At 44.4% G+C, this 16,414-nt stretch carries 16 protein-coding genes; 2 read left to right on the top strand and 14 right to left on the bottom strand.

Going from position 1 to position 16,414, the window contains the following annotated elements; genetic code table 11:
• Positions 1–54: 54 nt before the first annotated feature.
• The 7 genes from MKY99_RS06060 to MKY99_RS06030 form a co-directional block, all read right to left on the bottom strand.
• On the bottom strand, positions 55–924 hold the full coding sequence (locus MKY99_RS06060; protein WP_339269304.1) for a hypothetical protein: 870 nt from the start codon (positions 922–924) through the stop codon (positions 55–57).
• 11 nt (positions 925–935) lie between these two features.
• Positions 936–1,985 (bottom strand): hypothetical protein, encoded by a 1,050-nt coding sequence (locus MKY99_RS06055; RefSeq protein ID WP_339269302.1) that lies wholly within the window; start codon positions 1,983–1,985, stop codon positions 936–938.
• A gap of 12 nt (positions 1,986–1,997) precedes the next feature.
• A complete protein-coding gene (locus MKY99_RS06050) occupies positions 1,998–3,443 on the bottom strand; it encodes an ATPase, T2SS/T4P/T4SS family (protein ID WP_339269300.1) in 1,446 nt (481 codons plus the stop codon).
• Complete coding sequence (locus tag MKY99_RS06045) at positions 3,440–4,504, bottom strand: hypothetical protein (protein ID WP_339269299.1); 1,065 nt, start codon at positions 4,502–4,504, stop codon at positions 3,440–3,442. The genes MKY99_RS06050 and MKY99_RS06045 overlap by 4 nt, the downstream gene beginning before the upstream one ends.
• 12 nt (positions 4,505–4,516) lie before the next feature.
• Complete coding sequence (locus tag MKY99_RS06040) at positions 4,517–5,257, bottom strand: SAF domain-containing protein (protein WP_339269297.1); 741 nt, start codon at positions 5,255–5,257, stop codon at positions 4,517–4,519.
• A gap of 180 nt (positions 5,258–5,437) precedes the next feature.
• The gene (purU, locus tag MKY99_RS06035) at positions 5,438–6,337 is read right to left on the bottom strand and encodes a formyltetrahydrofolate deformylase (protein ID WP_339269295.1); all 900 of its coding nucleotides are present in this window, start codon (positions 6,335–6,337) and stop codon (positions 5,438–5,440) included.
• A gap of 65 nt (positions 6,338–6,402) precedes the next feature.
• Positions 6,403–7,512 (bottom strand): deoxyribonuclease IV, encoded by a 1,110-nt coding sequence (locus MKY99_RS06030; RefSeq protein ID WP_339269294.1) that lies wholly within the window; start codon positions 7,510–7,512, stop codon positions 6,403–6,405.
• A gap of 172 nt (positions 7,513–7,684) precedes the next feature.
• Between MKY99_RS06030 and MKY99_RS06025 the strand changes: the two genes are divergently transcribed.
• The gene (locus tag MKY99_RS06025) at positions 7,685–8,149 is read left to right on the top strand and encodes a DUF2621 domain-containing protein (protein WP_042124904.1); all 465 of its coding nucleotides are present in this window, start codon (positions 7,685–7,687) and stop codon (positions 8,147–8,149) included.
• 40 nt (positions 8,150–8,189) lie between these two features.
• On the top strand, positions 8,190–9,095 hold the full coding sequence (locus MKY99_RS06020) for a TIGR01777 family oxidoreductase (protein ID WP_339269292.1): 906 nt from the start codon (positions 8,190–8,192) through the stop codon (positions 9,093–9,095).
• 29 nt (positions 9,096–9,124) lie between these two features.
• Here MKY99_RS06020 and MKY99_RS06015 read toward each other — a convergent pair whose 3' ends face one another.
• The 7 genes from MKY99_RS06015 to MKY99_RS05985 are packed head-to-tail and all read right to left on the bottom strand — an operon-like array spanning position 9,125 to position 16,408.
• Positions 9,125–10,780 carry a DUF6382 domain-containing protein gene (locus MKY99_RS06015; RefSeq protein WP_339269291.1) on the bottom strand — a complete coding sequence of 552 codons (1,656 nt, stop codon included), beginning with the start codon at positions 10,778–10,780 and terminating at the stop codon, positions 9,125–9,127.
• 18 nt (positions 10,781–10,798) lie between these two features.
• Positions 10,799–11,308, bottom strand: coding sequence for a prepilin peptidase (locus MKY99_RS06010; RefSeq protein ID WP_339269289.1), 510 nt, complete (start codon positions 11,306–11,308; stop codon positions 10,799–10,801).
• Between the two features lie 24 nt (positions 11,309–11,332).
• The gene (locus MKY99_RS06005) at positions 11,333–12,325 is read right to left on the bottom strand and encodes a TadE family protein (protein WP_339269287.1); all 993 of its coding nucleotides are present in this window, start codon (positions 12,323–12,325) and stop codon (positions 11,333–11,335) included.
• Positions 12,326–12,343: 18 nt separating this feature from the next.
• The gene (locus MKY99_RS06000; protein WP_339269285.1) at positions 12,344–14,602 is read right to left on the bottom strand and encodes a hypothetical protein; all 2,259 of its coding nucleotides are present in this window, start codon (positions 14,600–14,602) and stop codon (positions 12,344–12,346) included.
• A 60-nt stretch (positions 14,603–14,662) separates the two neighbouring features.
• Positions 14,663–15,337 carry a TadE family protein gene (locus MKY99_RS05995; protein WP_339269284.1) on the bottom strand — a complete coding sequence of 225 codons (675 nt, stop codon included), beginning with the start codon at positions 15,335–15,337 and terminating at the stop codon, positions 14,663–14,665.
• Complete coding sequence (locus MKY99_RS05990; RefSeq protein WP_042185540.1) at positions 15,334–15,522, bottom strand: Flp1 family type IVb pilin; 189 nt, start codon at positions 15,520–15,522, stop codon at positions 15,334–15,336. Before MKY99_RS05990 ends, MKY99_RS05995 begins: the two co-directional genes overlap by 4 nt.
• Positions 15,523–15,535: 13 nt before the next feature.
• Positions 15,536–16,408 carry a type II secretion system F family protein gene (locus MKY99_RS05985; RefSeq protein ID WP_156113061.1) on the bottom strand — a complete coding sequence of 291 codons (873 nt, stop codon included), beginning with the start codon at positions 16,406–16,408 and terminating at the stop codon, positions 15,536–15,538.
• Between the last annotated feature and the right edge of the window lie 6 nt (positions 16,409–16,414).

Below are 16,414 nucleotides of genomic sequence, written 5' to 3'. Positions count from 1 at the left end.
TTAAAATCTCCCTTTTATTTTATATTTTTTAAATAATATTGAATATACAATTTTTCACTGGAACATGCCGACCCCATTAAAATTCCCTTTGATCAGTAAAATGTACTGCATCGCCATCGCGACGATCATCAAAAAAGTAGCAATCGATGGGATAACATTAATGATCGTAGATAGATCACCGATAAAAGACCACTTTTTCAAATACTGATCGCTGGAGATTTTGGAGATAATCTTACTTTGCTCACGCAAATAATTCGCCGCTTCTGTGTCGTCATCCATACCCTCAGTAGCCAGCAAAATGGACCGAATGTCATTAATAAAACTATGATTATCCGGAAACTTTGCACAAAACCATTCAATCGCCCCCTCCACACCCTCATCTACTGCTCGTTCTGACAACTCGTACAAATCCTGACGTATATATTGAAAATGTCCAGCCGTACTCCCGCAAAAAGTGCCAAATTGCGCATATCCGCGCTTGCGTAGCCGATTATTCTCATATAGACGGATGAAAGAGATCAGCTCACCGTCTTTTTTAATAACCGTTTTTTGATAAAGCCATGCAAGCACCCAGCCAAACGGAAGATAGCGCATCGGACTGCTGATTACGAGAATAAGTAGAGCAATTAGAGGGTCATAAATAGAAAAAGAATTAGAACGAATGAAATCACTGACGACTTGAGTTATTAAATAAATCAGCGCTGCAGAGTAACGGAAAAACGTAATTTTACGGGCCGAAATCGATAAACCAGAATCATTCAATAATTGCTGAAGTCTATCCCCCTGCACCCGATCCCCAAGCTCATTCCACCGTAGTCCTAATCGGACAAGATATCTTTCCTGTTTACTACTACTGCTTACAAAGACAAGTAATGCGACATAAACAATCCCGATTACAGTAACTAATAGTAACAATCTGTCCATAGCTCATCACCTTAGTGGTAGTCCAGTTTAGGTCTGGCGAGAATAGTGCTGATCACAAAAGAAATAAAAAGACCGGAGACGATCACCATCAAAAAAGAAAGTCCTACTGTAGTCTCAAACTGCAATTGGAAATAGATATCAGGCTTCAGCATGTACATAAAGGTTCCAACCGTTGATACCAGCACCAAAAGATTCCCGTATAAGCCAAGGCTGATCGCATCTCTACTTCCCGCTTTTACAGTCAAAATGGTTTCCCTCTGTTGCTCCATAGAACGATTTAACAGCATCAGTGAGCTTTTTAAATAACGGGTCCCTTCCTTCTCGGCATAGAGCAGATCCGATATAAATTCTAGGGCGAAAGTAGTGCCAATCGCATTGGAAAATCTCCCTGCTTCCTCAACAAGCTCCTTCTCATTACTGTAATTGGAAAATGCAGCCCCTAGCAGCTTCAAAGGACCCTTCAACACATTCTTATCCGTAAGAAAATCCGCTGTCCGATCGAGAACGGAATCTACCGACAAGTGAGTAAATTTGGTGGAGATTTTGACTACATCGAGTAAATCATAGCTTCCATGCACCTTCCTCTGCGCGTAGATGTATCTCATACGAAAATAAGGAATCGTCGCAGAAATCACAGCCATAAAAAGTGGAAATCTCCAAGCCCCCTGAATCGAACGCCCTTCGTTAAAAGTTATCCCCTCCAGAAAAGGATTGTTAAAACTCAATTGTCCAGGAAGCTCGCTTAGCGTCAGTAGTCCTGATAGAAAAACAGCGATAAATACTATTGCTGTACGCGTCATAAAACGCATAACGCTAATTCCCGGCTCATATTTTCGGTGTACGAAATATAAAAGATTATCTAGATGACGGTAGAGCCACAGCCTTTTTTTAACCGAGCTAACTCTTTTGCCAAAAATACTCATTTTATGTTTAATACGAAAATCGACTTTCTGACCTACCTGTCGTAAATGCCGTTCAACTAGCGGTTTAATGAGCAGCCAAATTCCCCATACAATTAACAAATGAAGGACAAAACGAAGAATATACAATAATAAATCCACGGTTTCACCTCCTCACTCGTTAAGAATGATCTTAGATTTCAAGCTTTCCTTGATAGGCTGATCCATTGGTTTTACTGCTGCAAGCTGTCCCAGCTCTTTCTGGAGCAACTGTGTTGCCTGCTCATTTTTCCTAGTCATCTTCAGAATCAGGTTCTTTGTCAGCTTGTCATTATAGGACCAACACATCTTCTGGGGTTCCCAGCGCATCAGATCATCCGCAAATACAGAGTTCTTTTCCTCGTCATAAAAGACTTCCGATATTCGCGTTAACCGCTTCTTCCCTTTCGGAACACTTTCCAAAATAAAGACCAACTCGCATGATTTCAGTGCAGAGATCAAATGCCCCTTAAGGCTCCCGCCAATCCTTGTCGACACGGCAAAAGCGCCTTGATAAGGAATATCCTCCGAATCAACGGTGTGGAAGGTTCCGGTGATGCCGTCATACCCTTTTTCCCCACTCCACAGATAAAATTCCCATTCGTTATAACGCATTTCCGTCATATACAAAATGTTTGGGTCATGCCGCAGCGATTCTACCCCTACCTCCATCAATTCCTCGTTCGCAGCCTGGATTGGAATAATTCGGTGCCCTTTAATCTGGTAAGGTAAAATCGACTCCGGATGCTTTTCTATCATTACTACACCCATACAGGATGAAGATCCGAGCAGTTGCTCACCGACGATCGTATTTGCAAAGGTTGTTTTTCCCGAGCCTACAGCGCCCGCAATAATGGTATTGCGAAAGGTAGACGATAACGCCCGAATCATTTCAACCGCTTCCGCAGGAATACATTCTGTACCCGCCTGATCTTCTAGACTCAGAAACTCTACAACCTGCCGCCGTAACGATATTGTGGTGAAGCCATCCCATACTCTCGGGGATACCCAAATGGCAAGCCTAATAAATCGACCAGGCCAGAGCGGGTCATCCATTTTAAACTCCACTGAAGGGTTGTCCTTGTTCAGCTTTTTGTTGGGATCACTTTTTAATAAGGAGCGCTTTAACTGTTCAACCCGATCTAGTGAAGGCATCTCATATGGATAAGCTACAAACTCACCTTTCTGGTTATAAAAGATCTGCTTTCCGATCATCTGTAGCCCGGTTGATTCACTGTATGCACGATCAGTAAACCAACGATACGCCGGACCAAAACCCTTCCACTCATGATAGAGCGCTTCTGCAGCCGTTCTGTATGCTTCTGGAACCTTGCCCGTAAAGGGTGTCTTCCGCAAGTATTTCTCTATCTCATTCATAAAAAAGCTAACCGCCTGCGGATCGCCAATTAGCGCCTTCGCATTTAACTCGAAGTAAGCATCATCCTCACGTTCCAGCCCTTCATTCATATCGTTTTTCATTTTTTGCAAAAATGCGTAAAAGTCTTCCTTGCCCGGTTTGCTCATGCGTAGGATACTTTGTTTTAGAGAGAACAACGGACGATTCAGTTGATTTCCATTCATAGGAATATGCCTTTCTTTTTAGCTTCTGGCGCCAGGCTCATGGACACGAGCAAAGAATGTACCTTATCATCCACATGCTGCAGCTCTTTTTTGCCTAAAGGTAAGCTTTCCTGCAAAGGCTGGTAATACGGCAGCTCCAGCAAGATTTCAGTCCCAAAGCGAAGCGCTAGATTTTTAGGAGAAGATATTTCTTCCACATTACTGCGGTTAATAATCAGTTGAAAATCATGTGGACGTAGATCCATATGCCCAGCAAGCTCTAGTAGAGGTTCGAGTCTGTATTCATGCTTTGGATGAGTGACGATCATACGCAGTGCCGATTTGTGCATTCCGACATACCATGCTGCACTTTCCGGAATAGAGCCGAAGTCAGCAATAACCACATCTGCATTTGCCCCCGCTCTAGCCAAAAAATATTCAATCTCATCCTCCTGATAATCTTGTGCACTCAAGTAATCGTAATTGCCTGGGAGATACGAGTAACCGTCTTGCTTAATCAATTGTTCAAAATCCTCATCATGAATCATCTTCCCTGTGAGCCTTGATCGAAGCCTATCCAGACTAATTGTAGCTTTGCGGTCATATCCGGGATCATATAAATCAAGTCCAAGGACAATAACACGAAGGCCTGCCGCGGCAATTCGTCTTGCGAACAGTTTGGCTACACTAGTGCAGCCGATCCCAGGACCAGATCCAAAAAAACCAACCAGATTACTTCGTTCCTCCCCGTCCTCGTCTAGAATAAAGCGAATCTTCTCTATCACCACTGACGAGGTAGAACGAGGAGGGATAAAATAGATTCCTAAGCTTTCACACAACATATGTACAGCTTGGTAACCACTGATTCCCTTTTGCAAATATACATATAGGATCGTTGAGCTCGGATAATTCCGGCGCAGTTCGCTAAGTGACTGAGCTTGAATCTGGTCACTGGTAACCATTAGCATATGGCCCTCTGCATGAGATGGATCAGGAAGTACGCTTTGTGTAATTACAATAAATCCTGCATTTTTGATATCATTAATGGTTAACTGATCTATACCTAGACTAAATATTTTCAAGACTCTTCCCTCCTACTCGACCCGTACGATCCACAGCTTCTTTCCCTGCTCCAAAAATTGTCCTAGCTGTTGTCCATCACTTTTCTTCAGCTTCAATTCTGGTGTCGCCACCTTGCCAGTCGAAGTGAACCGATTATTGTTGTTTCCCTTTTCTGAATCCAGCACATCATTATTGTCTTCTGTTCGCACATAATTCACGGTGACTCCAGATATAAACACCTCCTTTGCAGGTTCACTAATTGGGCTCTGCACGATCAGTTCTTCCTCTTCCTTCTTGTTTGGGCTAAGCGATTCACTCCGCCTCTCTCGGTCTCCATCAACAAGATAAATATCTACCTTATCCCGGCTGCGCAGTGAACCATTGATGGCATAGATCGCCTCCTTCGGTATAGGAAAAATCCCTTCGTCCTTGAGGGGTTCTAAATCACTAACATCCACTAAGGATGCCGTCAAAATACTTCCGTTGGTCAGATTTACATTCGTAATTTTATGCTCCACTTGTGCGATTTCTGTAATTACACCCGAAGGTATATCCTTGGTCTGAACAGAATCCAGATATAAATCACTTGCTTTCAGCTCATAATTTTTGGGAAGAAGCTCCCCGCCTTCCACCTTAATTTTGACCACGGTTCGGGAGAGCACGTAGGGCTTGAAATAAAGATCATAGCCCAGCAGTCCGCCAACTCCAGTAATCAGAATGAGACTTGCGAAGAAATAGTTGCGTTTTAACAGTTGCCCGCGCTGTAAAGCCAAGCCTTCCACCTCCTCAAAAACACAGTTTTGAAAAACGACAAAAAGCAACTTGGCGTAAATAGCCAAGCTGCTGGTAAAATGCTTTTTTTACCTGTAGAGATTTAGAAAACTATTAGATTATAGGGTTCCGGTGAAAGCACTCAGGTTTATACCGTAGGCTTTCACCGAAAAACAACCTTTTTATTTAAACACTACGGTCTTATTTTGATGGACGAGGATCCGGTCTTCGATATGCCACTTCACCGCACGAGCCAGAACAACCCGCTCAATGGTGCGTCCAATCCGCTTCAACTCGATGACATCATCACCGTGACTAACCCTCTGTACATCCTGTTCAATAATCGGGCCACCATCAAGCTCTTCTGTAACATAGTGAGCAGTTGCTCCGATAATCTTTACCCCGCGTTGGTACGCTTGAGCGTAAGGATTACCGCCAATAAAGGCTGGCAGGAAGGAGTGATGAATATTAATAATTTGGTGGCGATAGTGCTCAATAAACGACGGTGAGATAATCTGCATATACCGAGCCAGAATTATAACATCAATGTCGTCTCCGATGACCTCAAGCTGACGTCTTTCCGCATCAGCCTTAGTATCAGCTGTAACTGGAATATGGTGAAAAGGAATGCCGAAGGACTCGACATACGATTTCATATCCAAATGGTTGCTCACGACGAGAGCGATGTCGGCTTCTAGATCACCAGCTTGCCACTGCCAGAGCAGCTCCACAAGACAATGGTCTTCTTTAGAGACAAATATGGCTAATCTTTTCTTATGACGAACATTGAAAATTTTCCAGTTCATCTTGAAACGTTCAGCCACCCCGCCGAACAAAGAACGTATCTCTTCCAGACGATCTCCTAATTCGGGAAGGTCAAACTCAACTCTCATGAAGAACATTCCGCCATCTGGATCCATTGTGTACTGATCCGATTGCACAATATTCGCGCCATGCTGATACAGAAAGTGTGATACAGCCGCCACGATTCCCGGTCCGTCAGGACAAGAAATGAGCATACGCGCCCGGTTGGAATAAGACTCAACACCTGACGAATTGTTTCTTTTTACGTGTAATTCCATGATCCTCATCCCATCCTCTCATCTACATGTGCAATCTGAAGTCTAACTTATGCGTGAACGAGCACTTACTTGCCTGCTAACCATGCAATCAAGCGATGATTAATGGCTTCCTCGCTCAATTGCGGGAACAGCTCGGCAGCGATGACTTCATCATATAGACGCTCCAGCGGTTCACGTGGATCAGCTTTTTTAGCCTTGGCATCGTTCTTCAGAATCTCCCAGACATTAAGCACAAATTGACGGGAATCGATCTCCTTATTAGCAAAAAACTCACGCAGTTTTTCAACATCCTCTATAAACTCCGGTCCAAATCGTTCCGCTACGTTACCACGGAGCAAAGCAATCTCTACCTCATACATCGGACGCTGTTTCTTCGCATCTTTACCAACCCATGGCGTCTCAAGAATGAATGGCAGACCTGTCAATTTCTCATGATGGACGATTTTGTTAATCGTATCAAAACCGATCCAACCCGAACCAATTGGAGTGTGACGGTCTTTACCTGCTCCACATGGATTTTTGCTGTCATTGATATGGATAACCCCAAGACGATTCAAGCCGATAATCTCATCAAACTTGTTTAGAACGCCATCCAAATCATTAACGATATCATAGCCAGCATCATGAATGTGACAAGTATCAAGACATACGGACAAACGCTCGTTATGTTCAACCTTATCAATAATAGAAGCAATCTCCTCGAAGCTGCGCCCGATCTCTGTTCCTTTACCAGCCATAGTTTCTAGGGCGATATGAACTTCCGTTTCATTGGTTCCCCCAAGAACCTCATTAAGGCCATCTGCAATCCGCTGAATACCGTATTCTGCATCCTTATCAGTGAATGCACCTGGATGTAATACGATATGCTTGACCTCAAGCGCATGCGTACGGCGGATTTCCTCTTGTAAGAAATCAACGGCCAACTGATACGTGTTCTCTTTATAGGAAGCGAGATTAATAATGTAAGGTGCGTGGACGACAATCTCCTCCACACCGTTTTCTTTCATTGCTTGCTTTCCTTCAACCGGATACATGGCATCAATCGGCTTGCGGCGCGTGTTCTGTGGCGCTCCTGTATATATCATAAATGAGCTGGAACCATACTCATTTGCTTCATTTGCTGCGGTCAAAAGACCCTTGTCCGAGCAAGACACGTGTGAACCTATTTTCAGCATACTTCTTCCCTCTTTCCTTCACGAATTACCCCCTATTCTACCGTGATCAGAAAAATAAATCTAGACAAGGTCAATATGCTGGGTTCTGCTTCGCAAAACTTTGGAAATAAGCTATACTTTAATATGAGATTAAATTATGTGAGAATACTCATTGCCAAAAGGTGGTGTATGCATGTCTATCCAATCAGGACTTGGTTTATTATCCGCAACACCGAGCAATTGGTTCATGAACTCTATCGCTTTCTGGACATTTATGCTGCTGGGTTCCATGTGTATCGGCGGTTTTTTTATGTTCCGGAAATTCCTAAAGGTGTTGCCAAAAGCTGATGGAAAATCAAAGCTGGACTGGCAAAATTACTGGGTAGAACGTAGCCGTTCACTCTGGAGTGATGAATCAAAAGCTTTCTTAGACCAGCTTGTTCAGCCTGTGCCTAGCCCTTTTCGCGATATCGCCAAACATTCCATTGCTGCCGAGATCGGTAAGATCGCTGTGGAAAGTAATGCAAAAGAGGTTACTCGTGATCACTGCATTAAAGGTTACATAGTCGCCACACCACGGCGTGACAATCGTTTCCTCGTCAATTTTCTTGAAAAGAATAAAATCGACTACTCTGCTTACCAGCATTTGTTTAAGTGATTGCTAATCAAATGTCGCGTTCAGAACGGAGGCCCACCTTATGAAATATGTGATATGTGGCGGCACCGGTTTTATTGGCAGCGAACTAGCAAAATACTGGCTACTAGCAGGCAATGAAGTTGCAATCGTCGGTCGCAATCTACCTAAAGCTGCGCCATATCATCCTAAGCTGAGTTACCACACATGGGACAGCCTACACGCTGATTCAACACCCGTGGAAAATGCGGACGCTTTGGTCAATCTTGCTGGAGCCTCTCTCAGCCAACGTTGGAGTCAGAGCGGCAAAAAAGCAATTATGCTATCCCGTCTTTGGGCCGTTTCCGCTGCTGCTAAGCTACTCGACCGTTTGAAACACAAACCTTCTGTAGTCATTCAGGCGTCCGCTGTAGCTATTTACGGAACCTCTTTGCAAGATACCTTTAGTGAATCATCACCAGCCCATGTCATGGACTTCCCTTCTGACGTGGTTAAGACATGGGAAGAAGCTTCAGATGAAATATACAAGAATATCCGTATGATCAAGTTGCGTACTGGGGTTGTGCTCGGTAACCGAAACGGAGCATTCCCCAAGATGAAGCTTCCCTATTTACTGGGCTTTGGTGGTAACATCGGCGCGGGAAACCAGTGGGTATCCTGGATTCACCTGACCGATATCGTTCGTCTGATCGATTTTTGTATTCAAAATCCCACCATCTACGGACCTGTTAATGCGACTGCGCCACACCCGGTTACGAACGAAGAGTTCGGTAGAACGATTGGCAAAGTATACAAACGGCCGCATTGGTTCCCACTACCCGCCATCCTGTTAAAAACAGCAGTAGGTGAATTGTCTGAGATCTTGCTCAAAGGACAACGCGTTCTCCCATCGGCGGCATTAGAACATGCCTTTATCTTTACCTTCCCCACACTTCAAACCGCTTTAGAAGATTTAAAAAGCCAAAAATAGCAGAAATTAACATTCTTTGCTTGTACTCTTCATCCCATGTGGAATGTGTAACTTCCTTTTACAATCTTAAATACGGTCCCCTCTGACAGCGGGTACTCTTTGTAAGGGATCATGGCTTCGCCTTGAAAAAGCGTTCCATTTCTGGAGTCGAGATCCTTAAGTACGTATCCGCTTGGGCTCCTAGATATCTCCGCATGTACTCTTGAAGCTCCTTCTGATCTTTCTACATACTGAGCTACTTCTGCCGATCGGCCAATGATAAAGCTAGTTCGGTTTAACGCTATGGTTTCCGACTCTGCCTCTTCCTCATCGCTTCTTTTGAGATAAGGAACATTTCGAGCTAGCTTCTCATTTCGTTTGCCTTGCTCAGGTGCTACCTCCCGTGATAATAAAGCGGTTGGGGCTATTGGACCTGGTGGTATTCCAGAACTATCCTCCTCTTTCCTTGATTCAGATAGCACAGACAGAATGTTAGATAAAGGGTCTGATGGATGCTGATCTCCCTTTGGAATCGATGCTGCTGGACGCACAGTGGTCACAGGATTCCTACCGAAATCCCACTCCAGTTCTCTTCGATTCGGACTCCGGTTTGTATCTTCAGAATCCTCACTCGTATGTTCCTTTTCTTCGTCACTTCCAAACCTAATCCTTTCGCTCCATACCATCCAGCTAAAAGTAGCCAAGGCAATCGTTGCGATCCCACAAACGGCTAGCCATAACGGTTTTGGGTTATTCAAATATAGGAATTTCCATAATAATGCATCACCCAATAAGCAACCTAGAATAATATAGGTTCTTGAGCTTGAGGGTTGTGAATTCGTCAACTTATTATAGTCTGTAGACCGAAGAGACCTTTCCTCTTCTTTCACCCTAAGATTCGGACTGGAATAGCTATTTAACCACGGAGCTGAATTCTGCTGCGTACGCAGACCCTTATCCTCGTTCCGCTCACTCATTTTTTTCTGGGGAGCAGGTACCTCATTCACAAACAGTTCCCTTACTCTCTCTTGCATTCGTCTTTCAGGCTCTGCCGGACGTACTTCTGTCAACTTAGGTGATGTGTATGCCATTTCTGCGTTATTACTGAATTGTCCTCTACTAGAGTCGCCCTCTGTCAACAGCTCTGAGAGAAGACCCTTTAAGCCCGCTGGTGTAAATTCTTCTTCCCCACAGTATTGCAGCACTCTTTGAACACCACTGCCAGTAAGCTCTGTGATAGAAGCCATCATCACCATGATCAGCGATTTGAGGGACTCTCCCAGCCTAGAAGCAGGCTCATTCCCCTGAACAGGGATATAGGTGAGATATACCTTACCACTCTGCAATGATCCTTCAATAAAAATATAATCTTCATGCAAAGCATACTGATCCGCCCGAAGCATATATAACCTGCCATCTTCCATCCCTTGCGCAATTTGTAGAAGTAATCCAAAAAATGTGGTCATGTTCAACTTCTCACTTTTGAGCAAATGACTGAGCATTTTTTTACGCAGAACAGCATATTCCATCGTAACCTTTAAATCAATTTCCCTAAGTAACAACCTTAAATGATGAGGAATGTCAGTGTTCATCAGCATACGAGCTTGAACCATATTAAGCTTACCCACCGGCATTCCTTCTGGTTCGCCAAGCATCATATATATACCGTCCTGCTGCATAAAGTCACGGGATAATCCGTACAACAAGCATCACCACCTCCTATTTTAAAAATAAAGATAAGCGCAAATGGTACCAGGGAATACAGCCAGCATAAAGGGAAATCTCAACAGCTCATTATCTTTATTTCTTAATAGGAATGAACTCTTCAATAATATAAATCCGGAAATTGTGTTAAAGATCTTACGCGTACGCCTGCCTGTCTCCCGTCTCTTTAAGACAATTAGCCAGCCTATCAAGGCCCCAAACAGTACGGAGTACATCACGACCTGCAATGTAAATAGCATTCCTGTCCACGCCCCAATCCCGGCAAAAAGCTTAACATCCCCTGCACCAACCGCCCCTATCAAATGCATAATTAGAAGCACTGCAAATCCTGCAGCGGCACCCACACCAGCCTTAAGCAGTCCATCCCAGCCGTTCATCAGCGCTTGAGCAAGCAGACCAGCAAGCAAGCCTGAGACAGTGATCCAGTTTGGTATTCTCATCGACTTTATATCCGTAATAAATGCAGCTACCAGAAACGGCAGACATCCCCAGAAGGCCCACTCCGCCATGGATTACACTCCTTTCCCCTTCACTCATTTCACTACTGTGAACATCACCTCAATAGATCTACCGTCATCGAGCTGAATTACAAATGGCCACGAGCCCGGTGTGGTATTCACACCAATTTTCCACTCCCACTCGATATATCCGTCCGCATCCGCTTGTTTCCAGCCTAAATATTTAGCAGTGCTTCCCCCGCTTTTATAAAAAACGGATAAGCTAGCGGAAGCATTCGGCGGAATTTTAGCACGAACTTTGCCTTGCTTATTGGCTACAGCTGGATTCGGTTTCTCCAAAATCTTAATAAAATCCTCTGGTTGACCAGTGCCGTCATTGCCCTTATTTGTACCCTTTCCTGTATCCCCGATCCAAAGACGTTCAACAGCACTTGCCTCAAGTACAATGCGTTGGTTTAGAAAGGGAACCTTCATCGGCAGCTCATAGCTAACCACCAATCCAAAGTAAGGTCGGGTACCCTTCTTAAACTCAGGCACGATAATGTTGGATACATGAATTCGATCATAATCCAGTAAGTCTGATGACAGATACGGCTTTAATAGGGGTTTTATCGCTAGATCCAGTACACTTTCTGAGGTCTCAGCCTGTAGCTTCTGCAGAGGTCCCTCGCCCTTCTCTAAAGCTGACATGACCCACTCATTCAGCGGCTTAGGTAATGACATTGCATAACTACTGCCCCAATCTGTAAGTGACAAGCGAGGAATCGTCCAATTCGATTCGGCTTGATTGCCAGCGGATAGGTCGGTGCCATCCTTCACTGGATTAGCGCCAGCTTCGCTTGTTGCTCCCCATTTCTGCACAGCCAAAGCTGCCGGGTACATATGCGTTGAAATAGATTTCACAGTATCAGATGCTGTGCTTTGTAAGGCTGTTGAATACAAGGTCATCTGTACGATAGAAATTAGGAACAAAACAAACAATAGGAAGATCGGAAGTACCATCGCCGCTTCTACTACCATGCTGCCTTCTTCCTGCGTCTTCCTCCTAATCCGGTACCCGTCCCCCATATCCTTACCAACCTCCTGCTAGTATGAAAAATCAGCCTGCACTGCTCTCATATATGTACTGCCTTGCACTTCTCCAGAATACCCAGCGCTATAGTCCAATAGCTTCACAACACCCGGTAGAAACCATAGTCGCATTCCAAGCTTAATATTCGATGAGACATACGTACTTCTTTCATCTGGATTTATTCCTGTGTTCAGTCGAATGAGAGCCAGCATCCGAGATAATTGAACATTCCCGCCTCCATGCAGCGTCATGAACAGACGCAAATGATCACGATAAGTCAGCTGGGCCGGTAAATATTTAGACAGTGGTATGGAATCTTTCTCACAGAGTAACAACATGTCCTGAATAGCTTGCTGGATCCCATACAACAGTGCTGCGGCCAGAACAGCCAATGGGTTTCCTAAACTTGCCTTCTCAATAAAACCTTCCATCGTTCGAATAGACAGCCGCATGGCAAATATTTCAGCATACGCTGCGGCTACATTTCCAGCGGGATTATGAAATCCGTAAAGAATGTATTCCAGCTCTTGCGCTTTAGGATTAAGCTGGTCTGTAAGTTCGGCTGTGCCCTCAGAACCTTGTGCTAGAGTAGCTAACTTGGAAACATCAAAATGTTGAAAATAGAGAGCAGAATACTCCGTTTGAAAAAGTCTATCTCTAGCCCCTCCCATAATGCCACCCATCGCTGCATAGATTCCGTCCATATCCTCCATCGCCGAACTCCCAGCAGTATACGGGTTAGTGCTGACTTCAGATTTAACAAGTGGATCTGATACTAATTCCTTATTAAAAGCAATATTCTCCTCGTAATATTGACGAAGTGTATCATAGCTTTTCAGAGAATCTGTCACTCCGTTACCCATCATTCGAATCTTATCAAGTAACGCTTTCGCTTCACCCAGCTTCGATTTTGCTTCTCTCTCCAATTGCTTACGCTCTTTATCCGAGCTACGGTGCTGTTCGATTAAAGCCAAATCACTAACGATAATACTTCCCTTCTTACCGTAATTCTGTAGATAGTTATTCACTACGCGTGAAGCTTCAAGAACAGAAGAGATCATTTGATAGGAGTCACCATATTCACTCAAAGCTTCATACAGCACACCCGACATTCCTGTTACGATAGGTTCAATGGGCTCGTAAGAACTTTGCTGCATAGATATACTATTCTCCATCTGACTTAGATCAGTTGAGGAGAGAATCAGTGCATCTTCCTGCTCACGCAACTTTTTAAGCGGGTCTGAGCTTATCTCTCCTGAGCTCGCCGGAATATCCCAGTCATTAGCAGGATCATTTGATAGATCCACCCCCTCCATTCGTGACTGTTCCAATATATTTCTCATCTCGTCATTCAATTGCTCTGCCTTCTTTAACGCTTTATTCGCTCCCTCCATTGATCTTTCATGGTCTTCACGAAAAGCTGTTAATAAGGCAGGAAGCCGCGATAACATTTCAGTAGTTCGACTCCGGTAGAGAGACAATTGATAAGTGTACTTTGCAGGCTTTTTACTATCACGATAAAGATCATCGTAATATTTCCCAAGATAGTCACTATACTGTGCGGGAATATCCGCCGCCGATTGCATACTTCCGAGTGAACTGGCAGAAATGGATTCTGCAGGCGGATTCATAATCCATTGAAGTAACCTTCTTCCACTCTCCGCAGCCAGGCTTCTCTGCTCTAACATAAGATCCAAAGCCTCTTCTCGCTCGTCATATAACGGCTGTAGCTTACTGAGTAGTTCAGTAGCCCGTGAGGCCTCTGCCATTACTCCTGACATCGGCTTGAATTTACCTGCCAATTCCAAAGCAAAATCCACCGGAGCCTTATACTTCATTTCCTCCAGTATTTGTCGACTCACAACATCATAGCTACCCAGCGGCCTGCTCCATTTCAAAGACGACGATTCCAAAGCGAAGGGTACAAGATTGAACGCGTCACTCCTACCACTTTTATGCATATTATCATTGAGTACCTGAGACAGCAGCATATCCCCGTCACTCTCTCCAAAGGCGAATAAACCATACTTTTCTCGTAGCTCAACATCGTAAGATGACATTACAGAGCGAACGCTAGCCCTCGCTAAACGTTCCTCCTGAACATTGAAGGCAGCAATCCGCGCATAGTCAATCAGCACAGCGGTAAATAAAAAGACGAAAGCCAGTACCATAATTAAAAAAATTGAGACTGAACCTTCCGTTTTGCCTTTACCCTGCCTCTGTTTCTTTCGACTCTTACCGCTAACAAGGCAACTGGTAAAGATGCTCCTCATCAAAACCTCCCTCCTTATCCCTACCTTCAATAGATACAAGATCCATTAGCAAGGAAATATTCACTTATCCTGAAGCTTGGTCATCATCGCGGATGCATCCTTCTTCTCCATGTGGACTCCAGACCCACTAGTACCCTCTGAACCTCCCTTGAACTTAGCCCCGAAGTAACGCATCAGGTCGACCGTACGGATAAACTCAACAGGCTCAGCGATGATAGATTGAGTTTTTACAGTTGGCTTTGCCTCATCAGACAAAACTTCATCAAGTACAGGTAAGTGCAGTAGACGATTTAATTCAGCACTTACTTTCCGTCCTGCAAGTGAATATGCGTAGTTCAAATTTCCCGGCATATTATTCGGAATCATAGAGGACGAATGTCTGAGTTTAAGCACTGGTAGATCACTTTCCTCTGACACTTCACCAGGTAGCTCTATTGTCGCGCCATCACTTCCAGCTTCTCCGCCGAATAAAGAGGCTAGCAAAGCATCGTCTCCAATTCTCCAATAAAGGGAGTCATACTCACCTGCAGCATAGGAGCCAGAAACCTCTTTGTGGCTGTTGTCCCAATTGTAAGCCGCACGCTCAGTAGCCCCTGAGGCCACTTGCAGGAGCATAGATTTCTGGTAGCTATACAAACAGAAGAACAGAAGAAGCATTGTAATACACATGACCATTGGTAGTAGAATTGAAGCTTCAATAGTAAAGCTGCCTCGATCGTCCTTAAGCTTATTCACTCGAATACTTCCTGGCTCTTTTCTCCCGCAGTTTTAATCAAAGCCTCCACTACTTCCTGAATTTTGTCCTTAAACAAAAGAACGACCGCAATCAGCACTGCAATAATCAGAATCATTTCCAGTGTCCCCAGGCCTTCCTCGTCCTTCCAAAAATTCTTCACGCTACCCAACATTGTCGTCATCATTAGTTTCACCCTCCTACATTTTTAACATCATGAATGCTGGCGTTCCCACCAGTACAATTACTATTAAAAAGATAACTACCATCGGAAAGACTAGTTTAGAGGAAGCTTGCTCCCCTCGCGTTCGGCTGATAGCTTTCCGTTTATCCCACAGCATCCGCGAGAGATCGCGTAGCGATAACACAAAATCCGCTCCACCTCTGCGATAATTCAGAAGAACCGTCGTCGTGAACAACGATACCTCCTGCACTGCACATCTCTTGCTAAAATTCTCGAATGCCTGCTGAAATGAATACCCTCCTTCCCATTCACTGGTCATGATCCTAAGCTCCTTATACAATGGGTGATTAACATCACCTCGGTGGCTTTCCACACAGCGGATAATCGCCCGTTGCACAGTCTCACCTGCTCCTACCAGCAATACAATGCTGTTCAGAAGTTCTGGTAGCTCGAGCATAATATTCTGCTCTCTCACCCTCACCTTTTTATGTAAATCACTCACCATAGCAGCTGGTAGAGCTACCGCCAAGAAAAAACCTAGAATCAGACCTGTCTGATCGCCGCTAAAGCCTGTGATCAAACTTCCACCCACAAGAAGCAACCAACTGTAGCTAAGCATCTCACCCATGAACAACAGGGTTCGTTCTGCACTGTAACGCATCCCATAACTTCGCTGCAGGGAACGTTGAATCCTGAACATCAATGATGGAAAACGACTGACAATGCCGGTTTTCTCAATGAGCAGCAACAGCGGTTCACCCAGCTTCCGAAGTCGTAATCCTTCCATAGGAAGTTCTCTTAATCCGTCATATCTTTTTCCACATTTAATTCGTAACAGAGCCCAGACAACAAGTAAAAATATAGTGACTACTGCACATAGCCATCGCATGATTTC

It is taken from the genome of Paenibacillus sp. FSL R5-0470 (genome assembly GCF_037975205.1).
Lineage (GTDB): Bacteria > Bacillota > Bacilli > Paenibacillales > Paenibacillaceae > Paenibacillus_AQ.
This window is presented reverse-complemented; position numbering and strand designations above follow the sequence as displayed.